The following is an 18,605-nucleotide window of genomic DNA, read 5'->3' on the forward strand; positions in this document are numbered from 1 at the left end:
TGAATAACCGGCCACGGGTAGTGCTCGACGGGTTAACTCCCCGGGAGGTAATCTCTGGTGTTATCCATGATGCAATGACCGCCTGACCCTACCGGCCCGAAAGTGTCATAAACTAGGTCAGTTTCACATTTGCAGCCCGTCAGCTTTTAGTCCGTCAGGCCTTAGCCCGCCAAGTCAGTTTTTCGCCGCCAGCTTGCAGCCTTTACCCCTCAATCAACTCCTGACCCCAGTAGGAATCTGGGGTGGTGCCAGGGGCAATCCAATACACAGCGGAGCCGATATGGCGGTTCCACTCATTGAGCAAATCGCCGCGATCCAAACGGGCCTGGATTGCGCTGAACTGGTTGTCCGGGTTCTTCTGGAATGCAACCCAGACCAGGCCAACGTTCGGTCCTTCGAATGGGAAAGCTGGCTCACCGGGCTGGTCTTCGTATGCATAGGCGCGGCGACGCAGGGCGTCGTCAGGCTGGCCATCCTGCTCACGGGACAGTGCCAAGTGAGACTGGCGGTGGATGAGGTACTCGCCCTGGTCATCGACGGCGTCCATGTCCTCTTCATCGAACTCGTCGTTACCGCCGGAAAGAGGAGCGCCGGTGTGGAAGTCACGACCGATAACGATGGAGCGTTCGTCGGTGCTGAGCTCCTCCCAATTGTTCAAGTCGAGCGCAATACGGCGAACAACCATCACGCAGGAGTTGTTAATCGCCTTGTCCTTGGAGTCGATCCACACCTGTTCGGACCATTCATCTGGAGTGGACGGGTTGACGGTGCCGTCAAGCTGACCCAGCGGATTGCGGGGAGTAGCGCCGTGTGGTTGCGAACCCCAGGCGTAGGAGAAGCCTTTCTGGAACCACTTCACGCGAGCCCACGGAGCCGCTTTCTTTTCCAGTAGACGGGACGCGGCCGTAATGGTGACGAGGTCATCACCGCACAACTGCAGGGCGAAGTCAGACTGACCCCACTCAGGGCGGAGCATGTCATGTTGGAATGACGGGATATCGTGCAGACCAGCCGGCTTGCGCTCTGGTTTGCCGAGGACGTCGAAGATGCGCTCACCGAAACCGGCTGTGATAGTCAGGTTTGCAGTGGCTGCGACCATTTCCGGTTCCAGATACCCCTCGATGTCCTGGCCTTGGGTGAGGTGGCGGGCAACGTCGGTAAGCGAGGAGAACAGTTCCCTCAAATCTACTGCGTCGACGCTGTCCTTCAAATCGAATGCGACAAGGCGAAGATGTGCCTGACCGGGCTGTTCAACGCCTGACTGGACCGGGCCATCGAACGGAATCTTGGCGCCCCTCAGAGTAATTTCGGAAGCCTGTGTCACTCGAGGTCACTCCTTGAAAAGAGGTGGGATAAATAGCTTTTATGACTACGAGCTTAATCACTTTGGCCCCAGCAGGAGAGCATCAAAGCAAAGGCTCGGGGAGGGGGCTAAGTGAATGAGATATTTGTATATTGCGATATACTTCACATCCACAGCCGCCTCGAAGGTGTTCATTAAGGAAAGTGCTGCATATCGCACGTTTTCCGCGCAAGGTGTGTTTTGAGCCTAGCGCGCATAAGGCCTTCGAGTTATGCAGGGGAATCCCGGTGCAAGTCCGGAACTGTCCCGCAACGGTAAGCATCACTGCCAGAGCTTTGGTTTATCCGACGCGTTGATAACCAATCTTTTCAGTGATGACAAGTCCGAATGCCTGCCGGTTGTGCAATTTCATACCCGATGCTGATCACGACTGACGAGGAAATCACGAGATCATGGCAATTCACGCAACCCTCGCGGGCATTCCGCGGATAGGGCGTAATCGTGAGCTCAAAAGAGCTCTGGAAAACTACTGGCGCGACCCGGCGACCGGCGGCCTGCTGGCCGCGACGGCGCGCAACACTGTCAATAGCTACATTGGCGCAGCGCTGAAGGCAGGAATCGACTCGGTTCCGACAATTGGGCGCTCGTTCTACGACTCTATGCTGGATACATCGGCGCTGCTCGGAGTGCTTCCAGCCCGCTTCCAGAATGTCCCGAAAACGGACGGTTCCAACCTACCGGAATGGATCAACCACTACTTCGCCGCCGCTCGCGGTACGAAGACGCAACCGGCATCCGCAATGACCAAGTGGTTCGACACCAATTACCACTACATTGTTCCGGAGCTGTCAGCCGATACTGAATTTACCTCTGACCTCACTGACTGGTTGGATGATTCCTGCAGCTTAAACAATGGCGCCACCACCATGCTGCGCCCTCATTTGATTGGTCCTGTGACCTACTTGAGCCTGTCGCGTACCGACGATGATTCGAACCCACTTGGCCTTTTGGAAAAGTTGACCGATGCGTACGCGGAAATCATCGCTCAACTGGGGGATAAGGGCTTTGAGTGGATTCAGCTCGATGAGCCAGTATTGGTCACTGACCTCGATGAAGTGACTCTTGCTAGGACTCGCCAGGCCTACGAGAAGTTGGCCGGCGTGGCGGAGTCTGCGAATACCAAGTTGTGGGTGCAGACCTACTTTGGTGATGGTGATCAGGCGCTGGAAACCCTTTCTGGCACAGGCGTGCAGGCCATTGGTTGCGACCTGGTAGCAGGTAGCTTTGAGTTGCCGCATTGGACCGGCAAGGAACTGCTGGTTGCGGGCATTGTTGATGGGCGTAATGTGTGGCGCACCGACTTGGATGCAGCTCTGGCGACGCTGGAGAAGCTGGCAGCCCGAGGCCCCATCGCGGTGTCGACTAGCTGTTCGCTGCTACATGTCCCGTACTCCCTGACCTCGGAAAACCCGAGCGAAGAAGATGCCGAGGTGCTGCAGTGGCTGGCCTTCGGCGATGAGAAAATTGCCGAGGTGACCCTTTTGGCGAGGGCGCTTGATGCCAAGTTGAATGACCGCCAACTCGATGCCGCGGATTTGAAGGTGTTGAGGGAGTCCCGGGCAGCACTGGCATCGAGGGCAGAGTCGAAGCGGATTGTTAAGCCTGAAGTTCGTGAAGCTTTGGCGGCAATCGAGGATAGCGACCGTAACCGTTCCCCGTTTGCGGCTCGCCAGGCGGCTCAGGCTGAGGCCCTTAACCTGCCTCCGCTGCCGACCACCACAATCGGTTCCTTCCCGCAGACCAATAGCATTCGTCGTGCACGTGCGCAGTTGCGCGCGGGAGAGCTCACCCCAGTCGACTACGAATCAGCAATGCTCGCTGAAATTCGATGCTCCATTGAGCAGCAGGAAGAATTGGGACTCGATGTGCTGGTTCACGGCGAACCTGAGCGCAATGACATGGTGCAGTACTTCTCGGAGCAGCTGGACGGCTACCTCGCGACCGCCAATGGCTGGGTCCAAAGCTATGGTTCCCGCTGCGTGCGGCCGCCGATTCTCTACGGTGATATCACCAGGCCAGAGCCAATGACGGTGCAGTGGTACAAGGCAGCGGCAAACATGACTGACCTTCCCGTCAAGGGAATGCTCACCGGGCCGGTGACCATGTTGGCATGGTCGTTTGTCCGTGATGACCAGCCCATCGGTGACACTGCGGATAACGTTGCGCTGGTTTTGCGCGATGAGATTGCAGATCTCGTGGCCGCTGGAGCGCAAATCGTGCAGGTCGATGAGCCAGCCATTCGCGAGTTGCTGCCCCTGAATGAAGCGGACCAGCCCGCCTACCTGAAGTGGGCCGTAGGTTCCTTCCGTCTGGCTACCTCTGGTGTGGCTGACGACATTCAGATTCACACGCATATGTGCTACTCGGACTTCAATGAGCTTATCGACACCGTCGATGATCTCAACGCCGATGTCACGTCCATCGAAGCAGCTCGCAACGGTATGCAGGTGCTCGCAGCGCTGAAGGATGAGGGATACGTTCGGGGGATTGGTCCAGGTGTCTGGGACATCCACTCGCCTCGCGTGCCGACGGACGGAGAAGTCAGCCAGCTCGTGGAAGATGCGCTCGAAAGTGTTGACCCCAGCTTGCTGTGGATCAATCCGGACTGCGGTCTGAAGACCCGAGGTTGGGACGAGGTTACGGCTTCACTGAAAGTATTGGTGGCCGCAGCTCAGCAGGCTCGGTTGCAGCTAGCAGAGTAAGTCGCGAACTGCATAGCCACAAAATAAATAGTGGGTTAAGTAGCAAAAAGTGTGTCCGCTCGGCGTGTCGCCGGGTGGGCACCTTTTGCTACTTAGCCCTACTTAGCCCCAATGTGAGTTACTGACTGCGTTTATAGCAAAAATTGTCCGAAAAATGGCTTGAAAGTGCTATAAGCTTGCACAGTTTCACATTTGCAGCCCGTTGTGCCTACCAGGCTCCTACAAGGCCCCTACCTAAGCCCCCCCCACTCAATCCGGGCTACTTCTTCTTTGCCACCACCGGCTCAATTGGGTTACCTCGCCAGGAGGTGTGCGCAGGAACGTGGTCACCGCGCATGACGAGAGAACCGGGTTCGACGCGGCAGCCGTCGTCAAGCACAGATGCCGGCAGTGCGACTGAGTGCGGTCCTAGGACGGAGCCGTGTCCGATGTGGACGGTGTCGAGCGTCATCACGCGGTCGGTGAATAGGTGCGTCTGGACGACACAGCCGCGGCCGACAGAGGCGCCCCGCGCGATGGTGACCAGGTCGGTCTCGGGCAGCCAGTACGTCTCCAGCCACACCCCGTGGCCAACGTTCGCGCCGAGCAGTCGCATTGCGCGTGCGATGCCGCCGGTGGCCATCGCCGGGTTCAGGTACCACGGCGCGGCGACCATTTCGACGAACGTATCCTGCAGCTCATTGAGCCAGACGAACTTGCTCCACAGCGGGTGATCACCCGGCTTGTGCTTGCCGACGCACACCCACTTGGCCACGACCGTGATGAGCAGCCCCAGCACACCAACAATCAGTAGCACGGCAGGGGAGAGCAGCCACGCGACCACCAGGCCGAGCAGGGCAGCGCCAACGCTACCTGCAGTGACCAGCTCCGCGGTGAACATACCAATTCCCTGCAGGCTAAACAGCGTGATTGTTGCCAGCATGAGAGAGACCATCGGTGCCAGGACGCGCAGCGTCTCCACAATGCTGCGGGCGACCTTCAACCCTGTAGTCGGACGGTAGGTCTGCGCCGACTCATCACTGGAGACGGTCCCCACACGCCGCATGCGCTCTGGTGGCGAACCCCACCAGTTGGAGCCGGACTTGGTCTTCTTCGGAGTAGAGGACAGCACGGCCACCAGTGAGTTCTTCGCCAGCTTGCGTTCCGGAAGCGTGATGCCGGAGTTGCCCAGGAAGGCGCGCTTGCCGATGCGGGAGTCGCCCACCAGCAGCCAACCGCCGCCGAGTTCGTAGCTGCCGACCATGGTGTCGTCAGCCAAGAAGGACTCGTCCTTGACGTGCAAGAACTTCGGAATACCAATCGCGGTGGAGACCTCGCTGTCGTGACCAATCTGGGCGCCCAGTGCACGCAGCCACAGTGGAGTCAGCATGGAGGCGTAGATGAAGAACAGGTCATGACGAGCAGCATCCATCAGGCGAATTGTCGCCCAGGACTGCCAACCCACGCGCGAACGCACCGGGAACACTCCCGGCTTCAGGCCGATGCTGAACAGGCGCACGAGAATCAGCGTCAGCAGGGCATACACCGCAACACCGACGAAGGTGGCGGGAATAGCCCACAGCACGGCGCTGCCCAGCGTTGGCCAGAGATTCGAGGTGGTTAGCTCGGTGGTGCCGTCGATAAGTCCCGTGCCCCAACCGATGACAGCAGCCATCGCGACCGCAGCGGACAGCGGCACCAGCGTCAGTAACACAGCAGTAAGACCGTAGATAGCCACCCAGTGGCGACGCGCCGGCGGGACTTCCTCCGGGAAGCGGTGCTTGGACCGGCCGACCTTGCGAGCCGGGGAACCCGACCAGCGCGCGCCAGCCTTGACCTTCTTTTCACCGGTGACGGTGGAACCCGCCTCGATGTGAGCGTCATTGCCGATACGCGCGCCGGGCAGCAGCGTTGAACGGGCACCGATGCGGGCGTGCTTGCCAATAGTGACCTCGCCGACGTGGACGACATCACCATCGACCCAGTATCCGGACAGGTCTACCTCCGGCTCAATCGAGCAGTAATCATCCAGTTTGACCAAACCCGTTACCGGCGGCAGCGCGTGCAGATTCACGCCCTTACCAATGCGGGCGCCCAGCATGCGGGCGTACCACAGCACGAACGGAGCACCCGCCACTGAGTGGGCGCCGGAGCTCTCTGCCAGGCGTTCAGCCGCCCATAGGCGCAGATGCACCGAGCCGCCACGCGGGTAATCACCCGGGGCGATGTTGCGCGTGAGCAGGCGTGTCGTCGCCGCGTTGATGGGCATAACCCCCAGCGGGGTCAGGAACAACACGGCCAGTACAGCCACCAACCAGCCTGGTAGTGCCAGCGGCCCGCCGATAACCCAGTTGATAATCGCAAGCCACGTTACCCAGCGCATGCCACGTGCCCACTGCAGAGGCACCATGAGGCCGACCTGCGCCCAACGGGTCTTGCGGGAGACAGGCGTCGGCTCGGGCACCTTTTCCAGGTGGGCGGTGGGGTCTGGCGCGTCGGCAAGCATGTCGTCGCTGATGAAACCGCGAGCGACCAATTCCTCGGCGAGGTTTCCCAGGCGTGGGTGGTCGTAGAGATCGCGCACGGCGACCTGTGGGGCGCGCTGACGAATGCGCGCGATGACGCTCGCCGCCGCCAGCGACGTGCCGCCCAGGGCGAAGAAGTCCGAGGCTGCGCCGGGCGCAGGTACGGACAGCACGTCCGCCCAGATATCGGACAGCCATTTCTCTACAGGGCTCAGCTTGTCGACGTCGCCCTCACCCGCACGTGCAGGCAGTGGCCACGGCAACGCCGCCTTGTCGACCTTGCCGGAGGTGCGAACCGGCAGCTCATCCATGATGTGCAGGCGTGGCACCATCGCGGCTGGCATGGCATCGCGGAGAGTGTCCATGCACTTGTCGTAGTCCATGGCTGCGGCGTCGCCACCGGCGCCGACGTAGCCGACCAGGATGGAGTCGCCAGCACCGGTCTTCTGCACCACGACAGTCGCCTGAGTAGCGCCGGGGAGGGCAGCCAGGTGCGCCTCGACCTCGCCGAGCTCAATACGGCGCCCGCCGATTTTCACCTGATCGTCGACGCGGCCGGTGAAGTACAGTCCGTCCTCATCCATGATGACGTGGTCGCCGGTGCGGTACGCGCGCTCCCAGCCCAGGGCTGGCAGCGGCGCGTACTTCTCGGCGTCCTTCTCCGGATCCAGGTATCGTGCGAGTCCCACACCGCCAATGACCAGCTCGCCCTTGGTGCCCGGTGGGACGGGGTTGCCCTCCTCGTCGATGACGGTGAGGTCCCAGCCGTCCAGAGGAAAACCAATGGTCACGGGCTTGCCAGGCTTCAGCTCGATGCCGGAGGCCACGACGGTGGCCTCGGTGGGGCCGTAGGTGTTCCACATTTCGCGTTCTGGGGTGGACAGTCGCTCGACCAGCTCTTGCGGGCAGGCCTCGCCGCCGACGATGAGCAGGCGCACGCTGTCGAGTGCCTCGGCGGGCCACAGGCCGGCCAGTGTCGGCACCGTGGAAACAGCGGTGATGTGGCGGGAAATCAGCCATGGACCCAGGCCCACACCGGAGCGCACCAGCGAACGCGGGGCCGGCACCAGGCAGGCACCATTTCGCCAGGCCAGCCACATTTCCTCACAGGACGCGTCGAAGGCGACGGACAGGCCGGCGAGAACGCGGTCGTCCGGGCCGAGCGGCCCTTCCGGGTGGTTGGCCAAGAACCAGCGGGCCTCCGCATCGACAAAAGCGGCGGCGCTGCGGTGGGTGACCGCCACGCCCTTGGGCTTGCCGGTGGAGCCAGAGGTGAAAATAATCCAGCAGTCATCGTCAGGAGTGGGCTCCTGCGAGATGATCTCGCGTGCGCTCGGCGGCGTCGGTTCCGTCTCTTCCTCGTCGGAGTCGGCGTCGGAGTCCAGCGGGCGGGGGCGATTACGCGCCGTAGAGCCAGCCAAATGTAGGCCTTCAGCATCGAAGTAACCGGCGATACCGGCCTCGCCGAAGACCATTTCGGCACGCTCGTCGGGGTCGTCCGCATCCACCGGAACGTAGGCGGCACCGGCAGCCATGATGGACAAAATTGCCAGGTAGAGCTCGCGGCTTCCCGACGGCATCCGCACACCAATGCGGTCGCCGCGACGGATGCCCTGTTCGTAGAGCCACGTAGCTGTGGAATCAATCTCGTTGATTAATTCCGCATACGTGACGACAACCTCGCCGTCATCGATGGCCTCAGCCTCAGGGAACCTTCGCGCGGTCGCCCGGACAATGTCAATGAGTGTGCGCTCAAGCGGCTGTTCCGTAGCACGTAGGAACTTCGCTTCAGTGGTTGTCACTTGAGAGCCCCCTTCTTATTCTTCTTCTTGCGCTTTTTCTTCTTCTTCGACTTCTTCCGTTTAGGACGCTGGGCATCGCTTGACGACGTCGCCTGCGTCTTATTCTCCGCCATGTTCTTGGTGTCTGTCTCAGTGGCCGTGACCTCTGGGGTAGTGGTCTCGGGGTTCTTCGCGCCGGCATCGGTTTCGGGGCTTGCAGCGGAGTCGTCGGCAAGCGATGCAAGCAGCGCGCGTACCTCGGGTGCGCATTCGGCGACGGCGGCGCGTTCGGCTCTGCGGAGTGAGCGTCGCAGAGATGCGCGGGTGGTGTTGCCCGTTTCTGTCAGCGCGATGAGCTGGCGGCGTCGATCCTTGGAGTCTCGGGTGCGTTCGACTAGATTTGCCGACTCCAGAGAGTCAATCAGGCGAACCATGTCAGAGCGGTCCATGCCGAGCAGCGCGCTCAGCTCGGTTTGAGCCATGTCGCCGCCATCGGCGATAGCCTCCAGAACCCAATACCCGCGGATGGAAATCGACTCAATCTGAGTGCGGCCCAGAGCCGCGTTGACACTGGCGCGGACAGCCGCATCGAGCTGTGCCAGGCACCAGGACGCGGATTTGCGCAGGGCGGCCGGTGTGACGGCGAGTTCGCTTGCGGAGCCGGGCTTGCACTTGGACTTAGCGCTGGCCTTGTTTTTCGCTTTCGCTCCCTTGCGAGCCTTCTTCGCCTTGGTGCTGCTCTGTGCGTCGACAGCAGGCACCTTCGCGTCTACGTCGGGTGCCACACCACCGCTGGTGTCGGCTGAGTCCGCCGAGGAAAGTACGGATGAATCAGACATACTTCCCATACTAGACAATCTGGGGAACCATCAATAATGGGACATGGCCAACTAATAATGTCCCTGTTTGCCTGCGGATTGTTAGAAGGTCGGTGCTTTGGGGTGGGTAGATAAAAGAAAAACTGCCCTGCAGGTAGGCAGGGCAGTTGTAGTTGATTTAGTTGGCCTTCTCCATTGGGCGGCCGAAGTGCTCCCAGTCGATCATGCCGCCGGTGATGACGATGGTGTCGATACCGTTCTTCTCCAACCAGGAAGAAACCTGAGCGGCACGTCCACCGGAGCGGCACATCAGGTAAATGTCGGAATCCAAATCCAGCTCGCCGTAGCGGGACGGAATCTCTTCCATGGGGATGTGAACGGCGCCGGTGGCGTGGCCGTCATCCCACTCCATCTGTGAGCGGACGTCAATGATCTGTGCGTCTTCGGGTACTTCGGATACGTTTACGGTTTCCATAGTGCGCACTATACGCAATCTGGCCTTATCGCCGGAAGCACAAAGGCCGCCGGAGGAAAACTCCGACGGCCGTAGCGCTGAATCACGGGAACTGCGTCAAAGGTGCGAGCCCCAGAAAGGGAGATTGGCTAGCGCAATTTTTACTTGTGGCTCTTACTTGTGGCGCTCGATAGCCTCAGCCAGGATGCGCTCAGCCTCAGCCTTGTCGCCCCAGCCCGAACCGGAAACTTCCTTGCCCGGCTCCAGGTCCTTGTAGTGGACGAAGAAGTGCTCAATCTCGTCCTTGGTGAACTGGGAAACATCGTCGATGTCCTGGTAGTGGTCGAAGCGGACATCATCCAGGACGCACAGCAGCTTGTCGTCGCCGCCGGCCTCGTCGGTCATCTTGAAAACGCCGAGCGGACGAGCCTTGACAATAACGCCCGGGAAAACCGGCTCCGGCAGAATCACGAGAGCGTCCAACGGATCGCCATCCTCGCCGAGGGTTTCATCGATGAAGCCGTAGTCGGCCGGGTAGGCCATTGGGGTGAACAGGTAGCGGTCGAGGTAGACCTTGCCGGTCTCGTGGTCGACTTCGTACTTGTTGCGCTGACCCTTCGGGATCTCAATAGTGACCTCAACGCTCACGGCGATGACTCCTTATAATCGGTGTACACTTCTCTGACGGCTATCTTATGCGAAACCCGCTCAAAATCGTTTATTGGTGCACCTTAAGTGAGGTTTTGTTTCCAGGAAGAAGGTGTTTGTGACCGTGGGTAGTACCGACTCTGACAGCTCCAAAACCGCCGCTAAGGGCACGCAAAAATCGCCCAGTTCCGTAAAATCCGGCAAGTCCAAGAAGTCGCGTGGACTGAAAATCGGCGGTGCCATCGCCGGTGTTCTCGTTATCGCAGCGGGCAGCGGCGTAGCGGTTGTCGTCAATAACAATCGTCAGATTGTGGTCGATGCGCCGCCCGCCGTCAGTCAAGCTTCTGTTCCCGTGACGGCTGCGCAGTCTTCGCTTGACGACGGCACTCTGGCCCAAAAAGTCAGCGCCATCATGGACGCTGCTGCGGCTGATCCAGCCTTCGGTGAGCTGCATGGAATTGTCAGCGATGCTTCGACCGGCCAGAAACTGTGGGGGATCAATGACACCGCGGTGGCCTTGCCGGCGTCCAGCATGAAGATTCTCACCGCGTCTGCCGCACTGTTGGACTTAGGTGAAGATCATCGGGTTTCCACCCGCGTCTCCCGGGTTACGGGGACTAATGACATCGTTTTGCACGGCGGGGGCGACCCTACCTTAAGCAAGGACGGGGAAGGGTTCTTCCAGGACTCGGCTTCAATCGCTGAGTTGGCGAAAAAGATTTCCGTGGTCATTCCGGAGGGGGTCGGCAAGGTTTATCTCGACAACTCTCTATTCACCGAGAGTTTCCACGAGACCTGGGAGCGCGAGGGGTTGGAGGACGGCTACATCGCACCGGTGGAGTCGGTGATGATGGATGCCGGTCGTATCGATCCGACGAATGAAGAATCGCAGCGCAGCGCCACGCCCGCTGCGGATGCAGCTGATGCGCTGGCCAAGGCGCTTGGTGCGGAAAACGGAGGCAGCCTGAGGGATGCAGCCAAGGATGGTCAGTCACTACCTCTGGACCCAGACATTGTTGCGCTCGTGCAGTCGGCTCCGCTAGTTACCCGTGTGCACGAGATGATGATTTACAGCGACAACGTGCTCGCAGAGTCCATTGCCCGTGAGGTGGCTATCTCTCGCGGTCTGCCGCCGACCTTTGAGGGGGCCGCACGTGCCGTGCGTGACACTCTCGCGGAGCACGGTTTTCCTCTCGATGGTGCGGTGCTGTCGGACTCCAGCGGCCTGAGCACGGATAACCGTATTTCTCCGCAGCATCTCTCCGAGGTGCTCAATTCCGCCGCGGGGCCGGTGGAATCGGCTGAGCAGGGAGGACTGGCGGAGTCGCAGGAGTCGTCGGAAAGCACTGCGTTGCGGTTGCGCCCACTGTTGGACAGCCTGCCGGTGGCGGCAGTGTCCGGCACTCTGGCGACGCGCTTTGCTGGTCAGTCCGGGGCGGGCATCGTCCGTGCGAAGACAGGCACGCTGAATAAAGCCTCGGCGCTGGCGGGGTATGTGGTGACGAAGTCGGGGCAGGTGCTGACGTTCGCATTTATTTCCAATGAAGCGAGCCTGTTGCCAGCAAGAGCTGCGGCGGATAAAGCAGCGAGCGCACTGGCAGATATCTAAACTGAGATTCATTTACCACTGAAAATAATTTGAGGAGATGAATCCGCAATGGCCTCTCACACTTCCGCGATTAGGAACTTGCCAACCGTTCACGAGATTGCCGCACTGGTTCGCGAGGGAAAGCTAAGCCCGGTGGACAGCGTGCAGCGCAGTCTCGACGCTATCGCCAGACTGGATGGAGGGATTCATGCCTTCCGTGAAGTGTGGGTGGATAGGGCTCTGCAGGCTGCGCGGGAACTCGAGCACAGCGAGAACCTCTCGGAGTTGCCGCTCGCAGGTGTGCCATTCGCGCTGAAGGAAAACACCGCTCTAGAGAACCCGTTTGTCCAGCAGTTGACTAGCGCCGGTGCAATCGCAGTGGGAACTACGGTGAATCCGCAGTTCTGTACGTGGGGGACGACGACGCTGCCGGGGCTGGCCGTCGACAATCCGATTCTGCCGGGGCACACTCCGGGTGGGTCCTCCGGCGGATCCGCAGCGGCTGTCGCCGCTGGGATGGTTCCGTTTGCGCAGGGCAACGACGGCATGGGGTCACTGCGTATCCCTGCAGCGTGCTGCGGGCTTTCGACCCTGAAGGTGACCCCGGGAACAATGCCGGGGCGCGTGGGCGGCAATGACTGGTACGGAATGTCTGTCCAAGGGGTGCTCACAGTCAACAACGAGGACTTGCGCCTGATTACCAAGATCCTCACAAATGGCATGGTGGATGCGGAGGATCCGGCGAAGACCCTGCCTGAAAACTTCGCCGTCAGCGTGGACACCACTGCGCCCGTATTCGGGTTAAAGGCTGCACCGGAGTACGTCGATGCGGCGCAACAGGCGGCGAGAGTATTCGCGGACAAGGGCTTTGCGGTGACGGAAAAGAACATGCCGTACCCGCTGAACCCACTGCCGATGCTCGCGCGCTGGACTGCGGGGGTGGCGGATCAGCTGCGCGACGAGCCGCGCCCTGATCACCTGGAGTGGCGCAACCGAGTCCACGCCGGCATTGGTCGCTTGCTGCGTTTCACAATCAATGGCCGCCAAGTGGCACGCGATGGCGCCCGCATCGAGCGTGAGCTGCCGGGTGACACCATTTTGATTACCCCAGCTTTGGCCAAGAATCCACCGCGGATCCGCGCATGGCATCGCATGCCCTGGATTGTGAACCTGTTGTCCAATCTGCGCTTCACTCCTTACGTTTCGACGTGGAATTACCTGGGTTTCCCGGCCGGCATCGTTGTGGAGCCGACTTCTGGATTGCCGGTGCAGCTGATTGCCCGCCCGACTCAGGAGCGAATTCTGCTCACGGCGATGGAGACCATCGCAAGTGGTGGGCGCGTTGGCTAGACCTTCCACGTTGGCTAGGCCTTTTTGGCCGGACCGCAGCCCTCATTTCCTCATCATTCGGCAAGCTGTCCGCGCGATAGTGCCGCAGGTGGGGCAGGAGTTGGGCGGCGGTATCGTCATTGGGCTTTCCGGCGGTGCGGATTCGCTCGCCCTGACCGCCGGGGCCTGTGCGGAAGCTTTCGGGTCCAAGGGGGCACTGGCCGGCCGCAACGTTCACGCCGTCGTCGTTGATCATCAGCTTCAGCAGGGCTCTGCAGAAGTCGCTGAGCGCGCCGCCCACATAGCTCGGGGGATGGGGGCTACGGCCGAGGTTATCGCGGTCGATATCAATAACGATTCCGACCGCGGTCCCGAATACGAGGCGCGTTTGGCTCGACACCGAGTCCTACGGCAGATCGCCCAATCTCGAGGTGCGGCACTGATGCTCGCCCACACGTTGGACGACCAGGCGGAAACAGTTTTGCTGCGACTGGCCAGAGGGGGCGGCCCGCAGGCGCTGTCCGCTATCCGAGACAATCTCACGTGGTCGGACGGGACTCGGATTCTGCGTCCGCTGCTCGGTGTGCGACGCACCGACACTCAGCGCTGCTGTGAAGAGCTGGGCCTAAAAGTCTGGCATGACCCACACAACCAGGACGACCATTACGCCCGCGTCCGGGTTCGAAAGACGATTTTGCCGCTGCTGGAGCAGGAGCTGGGTCCGGGAGTTGCGGAAAACCTTGCTAAGACCGCGGGGATTGCAGCAGTCGACAATGACTTTTTGGACGCTCACGCTGAGTCGGCTCTGGATGCGCTGCTGGGGGAGGAAGTGGCGTCGGCAAGCGGGAGCCTGTCTGTGCGAGGGGTCGCTGAGCTTGACGACGCCATCGCGGTGCGCGTCCTCGCTCGTTGGTTGAGGCAAGCGGGTGCCGAGCCCAGCAGTAAACAGATCGACATGGTTATGGCGCTCGTGCACCGCTATCACGGCCAGGGGGAAGTGCCGGTGACCCGCGGGCGCGATGGTGCTGACAGAAATGCCAGGTTGGTCGTTGAGCGAAAAGATGGCACTCTACAATTGGTAATGAATCGTCCCGCGGTGTCTTAAGAAAAGGTGCCGCAATCCAACTTTCGGCGGCTGAGAACTATCGGTTGCCTTAACCCTGAACTTGCACTGGGGCAGTTACGCTCCATCGACACGCCGCCATAGAAGTGCGGAAAGGAAATGCGATGCATGATGTGAAGGATTTCAACGTCCCCGCAAACCCCTACGGCGATGAGGTAGAGGCAGTTCTCATTGGCGAAGAGGAGCTGCATGCTCGCATTGCCGAGATGGCGCATCGTGTGAATGAGAAGTACAAGGATGCCGACAGCGATCTGATTCTGGTCGCAGTGCTCAAGGGCGCGGTGTTCTTCCTGACTGACTTCGCCCGTCAGCTCAGCATTCCCAGCCAGATGGAGTTTATGGCGGTTTCCAGTTACGGAAACTCCAGCTCGTCGTCAGGCGTGGTGCGTATTTTGAAGGATCTGGATCGCGATATTGAGGGACGCGATGTCGTGATCGTTGAGGACATCATTGATTCCGGTCTGACCCTGTCCTGGTTGATGAAGAACCTGCGCAACCGTAATCCGCGCTCGCTGGAGGTCATTACGCTGCTGCGTAAGCCAGAGGCCGTGCGCACCAATCTGGATGTTGCGGATGTTGGATTCGACATTCCGAACGAGTTTGTCATCGGTTACGGCCTGGATTACGCCGAGCGCTACCGCGATTTGCCGTACGTCGGCACGCTTCACCCGCGCGTTTACCAGAACTAGGCCAGTCTTCGGCGTTTCCTGCACGGTGCCGATGCTTTACGACGGGCATTGCGCGCGCACCCTCCCACTGTTCTAGCTGTGTTCTAGCTATGAACAGTAGGAGTTGGAAACTTTTTTCGGTTGCGATGCGTTATGCCTACTGTGGGGTCAGGTGCCATGAGCCCTGGCCCCACGTTGTGTCATTGATGTGTCTTCGAGAAGAACTCGTTGATGCGTACAATTAATAAAAGCAACTAATAGATGTAGAGAGCGAAAAGCGAACCCACTGTATGGACAAGAAAAAGGTGTTCCGGTTTGCCACCGTTGCCGGCATCATCCTGATTATCCTCTTTGCTATTACTCAGCTGGCGGATGATTCCCGGGAATACCGCGAGGTGGATACGTCCGTTGCCCTGACCCAATTGGATAAGAGCAATGTCACGGAAGCTCAGATTGACGATCGCGAACAGCGAATTCGCCTCACCCTGAAGAAGGGCGTGGAGGTCGAGGGTACTGAGGACGTCACGAAGGTGATGACCAAGTACCCAGCGCGTGCGACCGACCAAGTCTTTGACAAGGTCACCGCCGCCGAGGGCATGGAGAAGTTCGATACCAAGGTCACGCAGGATTCCTTCCTGATGTCCACCTTGGGCTTCCTGCTGCCGATGGTGATCTTCTTCTTCGTCATCATGTACTTCTTCAGCCGCATGCAAGGCGGCAAGAACGGCATGTTCGGCTTTGGTGGCAACCGCGCCAAGCTGCTGAACAAGGAGACCCCGACCAATACGTTCGAGGATGTTGCTGGTGCCGATGAGGCCGTCCAGGAGCTCGACGAGATTAGGGATTTCCTGCAGCACCCAGCTCGCTACGAGGAGCTCGGCGCGAAGATTCCGCGTGGTGTTCTGCTCTACGGTCCTCCCGGTACCGGTAAGACCTTGCTGGCCCGCGCCGTCGCTGGTGAGGCAGGAGTGCCTTTCTACACCATCTCGGGTTCGGACTTCGTTGAAATGTTCGTCGGTGTCGGTGCCTCTCGTGTCCGTGACCTGTTTAATCAGGCCAAGGAAAACAGCCCGTGCATTATCTTCATCGACGAGATTGACGCCGTCGGTCGCCAGCGTGGTGCCGGTATGGGCGGCGGCCATGATGAGCGTGAGCAAACCCTGAACCAGCTGCTGGTGGAGATGGATGGTTTTGGTGATCGTCAGGGCGTAATCATCATGGCTGCGACCAACCGTCCGGATATTCTCGACCCGGCGCTGCTGCGTCCCGGCCGTTTTGACCGACAGATTCCGGTTGGCGCACCAGACCTGAAGGGCCGCGAGGCAATTCTGAAGGTCCACGCCCGGAACAAGCCGCTTGGACCGGATGCGGATCTGACGTCGCTGGCGAAGCGCACCGCCGGTATGAGCGGTGCTGATCTGCAGAACGTGCTGAATGAAGCTGCGCTGCTGACCGCTCGCGTCAACGGCAACATCATTACTGCGGATGCGCTGGAAGAGGCAGTCGACCGAGTTATCGGCGGTCCGCGCCGTACCTCCAAGGTGATTTCCGAGCAGGAGAAGAAGGTCACCGCCTACCACGAGGGTGGCCACACCCTGGCTGCGTGGGCGCTGAAGGACATTGAGCGTGTTTACAAGGTCACCATCTTGGCTCGCGGTCGCACTGGTGGACATGCGCTGACCGTCCCCGAGGACGACAAGGGCATGTATAACCTGCCAGAGCTCTTTGCCCGTCTGGTCTTCGCCATGGGTGGTCGCGCTGCCGAGGAGCTGGTTTTCGGACTGCCGACTACCGGTGCTTCTGCCGATATTGAGCAGGCCACCAAGATTGCTCGCGCCATGGTGACCGAGTACGGCATGTCGCCGGAGCTCGGCCCGGTGAAGTACGGGGAGGAGCAGGGCGACCCGTTCGTCGGCCGCGGTGGCAGCGGCTCTTTGGACTACTCTCCGGAGGTGGCAGCAACCATTGATCAGCAGGTTCGTTTGCTGATCAATAAGGCTCATGACGAGGCCTACGCCATCTTGAAGGAAAACCGCGACACTCTCGATGTTCTGGCTGAGAAACTGCTGGAGAAGGAGACTCTGCGTCGTCCGGATCTGGAAGTTATCTTCACCGATGTCGTTCCCCGTGAGCGCCTGAACTTCTTCGATAGCGACACTAAGCACCCGGCCGATGGCCGCGAGCCGGTGAAGACACCGGTGGAGTTGGCAATCGAGCGCGGCGAGGAACCGCCGAAGCGTGTCAACATCTTCGCGCCGGTGCGCCGCCGCGAACCGGAGAACCAGGACGCGGGCAACAACGGCAATGGTCAGGGGCCGGCAGGCTCCGCTGGTGCCGGTAATGCTAGTGTCCCGGGTTTGCCGGGCGCCCAGCAGGACCGACCGAATGTTCCGGTTTACGGTGGCACCCCACCGCCGGCTGGTTGGACCGCTCCAGGTTGGCCGCCGAAGGATACCGGCAGCACGCACAGTTCGGCTCCCGCACCGGCACCGGCGCCTGCGCCGACTCCTCGCCCTGATGGGCAGAACCAGCCGGGTTCGCAGGAAGGCCAGGGCAACGCTCGTGGCCAGCACCCGGGCACTGCTAACTACCCGGCAGGTGCGCCGGACTTCGGCTCGAAGGCAACCGGTACTGGTAGCAGCGGTGGCAACGGCCCCGCGAATATCCCTGCCCCTCCGAAGATGCCGTGGGACAGGCAGGGCGGACGTCACCGCCAGGACAACTCTGGCAGCGATGCCACCCCGACTACGGTGATGCCGTCGGCAGGACAACAGCAGGAGCTGCGCGGATTCCGCCTGCCGGATAACGAGCAGCCGGAACACACAGAACGTCCGGAAAACCCGAAGAACGCCGACAATTCCGATGACAAGGGGGCACAGATGCACGATTCGGATAAGGACGGCGTCGTCAAGCGAAACGAAGACAACAGCGCCTGGCAGGACAAGCCGGACACCAACGAGGAGCGATAAGTACACATCATGGAGCGCGAATTCGATCAGGGGCGGGCCGAGGCTGCGGTTCGTGAACTGTTGATTGCCGTCGGTGAGGATCCCGACAGGGAAGGCCTGAAGGAGACACCGGCGCGAGTGGCGCGAGCCTACCGTGAGGTTTTCGCGGGCCTGTTTGAAGATCCGTCTGAGGTGCTGGCAAAGACCTTCAACGAGGATCATCAAGAACTCGTTTTGGTGAAGGACATCCCGATTTACTCCACCTGTGAGCACCATTTGGTGCCGTTCTTCGGCGTTGCCCACATTGGTTACATCCCGGGCAAGGACGGTCGTGTGACGGGCTTGTCCAAGCTCGCTCGTCTGGTCGATGGCTATGCGAAGCGCCCGCAGGTGCAGGAACGTCTGACCAGTCAGGTTGCGGATGCCTTGGTGGAGCGGCTGGATCCGGCCTCGGCGATCGTCGTCATTGAAGCGGAGCATCTCTGCATGGCCATGCGCGGTATCCGCAAACCGGGTGCGCGCACGGTGACCTCAGCCGTCCGCGGTGGCTTCAAGACGGATGCCCGTTCGCGCGCAGAGGCAATGGCGCTCATCCGCAAGAGCTAACGCAACAGTTAAATGGTCGATTGGAAAGGCTGGACAACAAGGTGACTGAATCCCCCTTGCAAGCGCAGGCAGG

At 60.4% G+C, this 18,605-nt stretch carries 12 protein-coding genes and 1 riboswitch; of the genes, 7 read left to right on the forward strand and 5 right to left on the reverse strand.

Features of this window, described 5'->3' with window-relative positions; all coding sequences use genetic code 11:
• Positions 1 to 202: 202 nt before the first annotated feature.
• A complete protein-coding gene (locus tag AB1Z34_RS09110) occupies positions 203 to 1,324 on the reverse strand; it encodes a Dyp-type peroxidase (protein ID WP_070601059.1) in 1,122 nt (373 codons plus the stop codon).
• 209 nt (positions 1,325 to 1,533) lie between these two features.
• Positions 1,534 to 1,717: riboswitch (cobalamin riboswitch) on the forward strand.
• A gap of 38 nt (positions 1,718 to 1,755) precedes the next feature.
• On the opposite strand from AB1Z34_RS09110, the gene metE reads away from it, so the two are divergent.
• Positions 1,756 to 4,065 (forward strand): 5-methyltetrahydropteroyltriglutamate--homocysteine S-methyltransferase, encoded by a 2,310-nt coding sequence (gene metE, locus AB1Z34_RS09115; protein ID WP_147719462.1) that lies wholly within the window; start codon positions 1,756 to 1,758, stop codon positions 4,063 to 4,065.
• A gap of 259 nt (positions 4,066 to 4,324) precedes the next feature.
• Here metE and AB1Z34_RS09120 read toward each other — a convergent pair whose 3' ends face one another.
• From AB1Z34_RS09120 to AB1Z34_RS09135, 4 genes are all read right to left on the reverse strand, one after another.
• Positions 4,325 to 8,371, reverse strand: coding sequence for a Pls/PosA family non-ribosomal peptide synthetase (locus AB1Z34_RS09120; protein WP_367158238.1), 4,047 nt, complete (start codon positions 8,369 to 8,371; stop codon positions 4,325 to 4,327).
• A complete protein-coding gene (locus AB1Z34_RS09125; RefSeq protein ID WP_224433524.1) occupies positions 8,368 to 9,189 on the reverse strand; it encodes a MarR family winged helix-turn-helix transcriptional regulator in 822 nt (273 codons plus the stop codon). Before AB1Z34_RS09125 ends, AB1Z34_RS09120 begins: the two co-directional genes overlap by 4 nt.
• Before the next feature lie 157 nt (positions 9,190 to 9,346).
• Complete coding sequence (locus AB1Z34_RS09130) at positions 9,347 to 9,643, reverse strand: rhodanese-like domain-containing protein (protein ID WP_016421494.1); 297 nt, start codon at positions 9,641 to 9,643, stop codon at positions 9,347 to 9,349.
• 153 nt (positions 9,644 to 9,796) lie between these two features.
• Entirely contained in the window at positions 9,797 to 10,270 is a 474-nt protein-coding gene (locus tag AB1Z34_RS09135) for an inorganic diphosphatase (protein ID WP_005510088.1), read from the reverse strand.
• A gap of 124 nt (positions 10,271 to 10,394) precedes the next feature.
• On the opposite strand from AB1Z34_RS09135, the gene dacB reads away from it, so the two are divergent.
• The 6 genes from dacB (at position 10,395) to folE (ending at position 18,532) form a co-directional block, all read left to right on the forward strand.
• Complete coding sequence (gene dacB, locus AB1Z34_RS09140) at positions 10,395 to 11,879, forward strand: D-alanyl-D-alanine carboxypeptidase/D-alanyl-D-alanine-endopeptidase (protein WP_224433523.1); 1,485 nt, start codon at positions 10,395 to 10,397, stop codon at positions 11,877 to 11,879.
• 48 nt (positions 11,880 to 11,927) lie between these two features.
• Entirely contained in the window at positions 11,928 to 13,208 is a 1,281-nt protein-coding gene (locus AB1Z34_RS09145; RefSeq protein WP_224433522.1) for an amidase family protein, read from the forward strand.
• Between the two features lie 10 nt (positions 13,209 to 13,218).
• A complete protein-coding gene (gene tilS, locus AB1Z34_RS09150; protein ID WP_232250791.1) occupies positions 13,219 to 14,292 on the forward strand; it encodes a tRNA lysidine(34) synthetase TilS in 1,074 nt (357 codons plus the stop codon).
• A 122-nt stretch (positions 14,293 to 14,414) separates the two neighbouring features.
• Positions 14,415 to 14,999, forward strand: coding sequence for a hypoxanthine phosphoribosyltransferase (hpt, locus tag AB1Z34_RS09155; protein ID WP_048760398.1), 585 nt, complete (start codon positions 14,415 to 14,417; stop codon positions 14,997 to 14,999).
• Between the two features lie 269 nt (positions 15,000 to 15,268).
• Positions 15,269 to 17,947, forward strand: coding sequence for an ATP-dependent zinc metalloprotease FtsH (gene ftsH, locus AB1Z34_RS09160; RefSeq protein ID WP_367158240.1), 2,679 nt, complete (start codon positions 15,269 to 15,271; stop codon positions 17,945 to 17,947).
• Between the two features lie 9 nt (positions 17,948 to 17,956).
• Positions 17,957 to 18,532: a GTP cyclohydrolase I FolE gene (gene folE / locus AB1Z34_RS09165; protein WP_016421488.1), complete on the forward strand. Its 576-nt coding sequence runs from the start codon at positions 17,957 to 17,959 to the stop codon at positions 18,530 to 18,532.
• Positions 18,533 to 18,605 lie beyond the last annotated feature (73 nt).

The sequence above is a fragment of the Corynebacterium sp. 045007 genome (genome assembly GCF_040743205.1).
GTDB lineage: Bacteria > Actinomycetota > Actinomycetes > Mycobacteriales > Mycobacteriaceae > Corynebacterium > Corynebacterium jeikeium_D.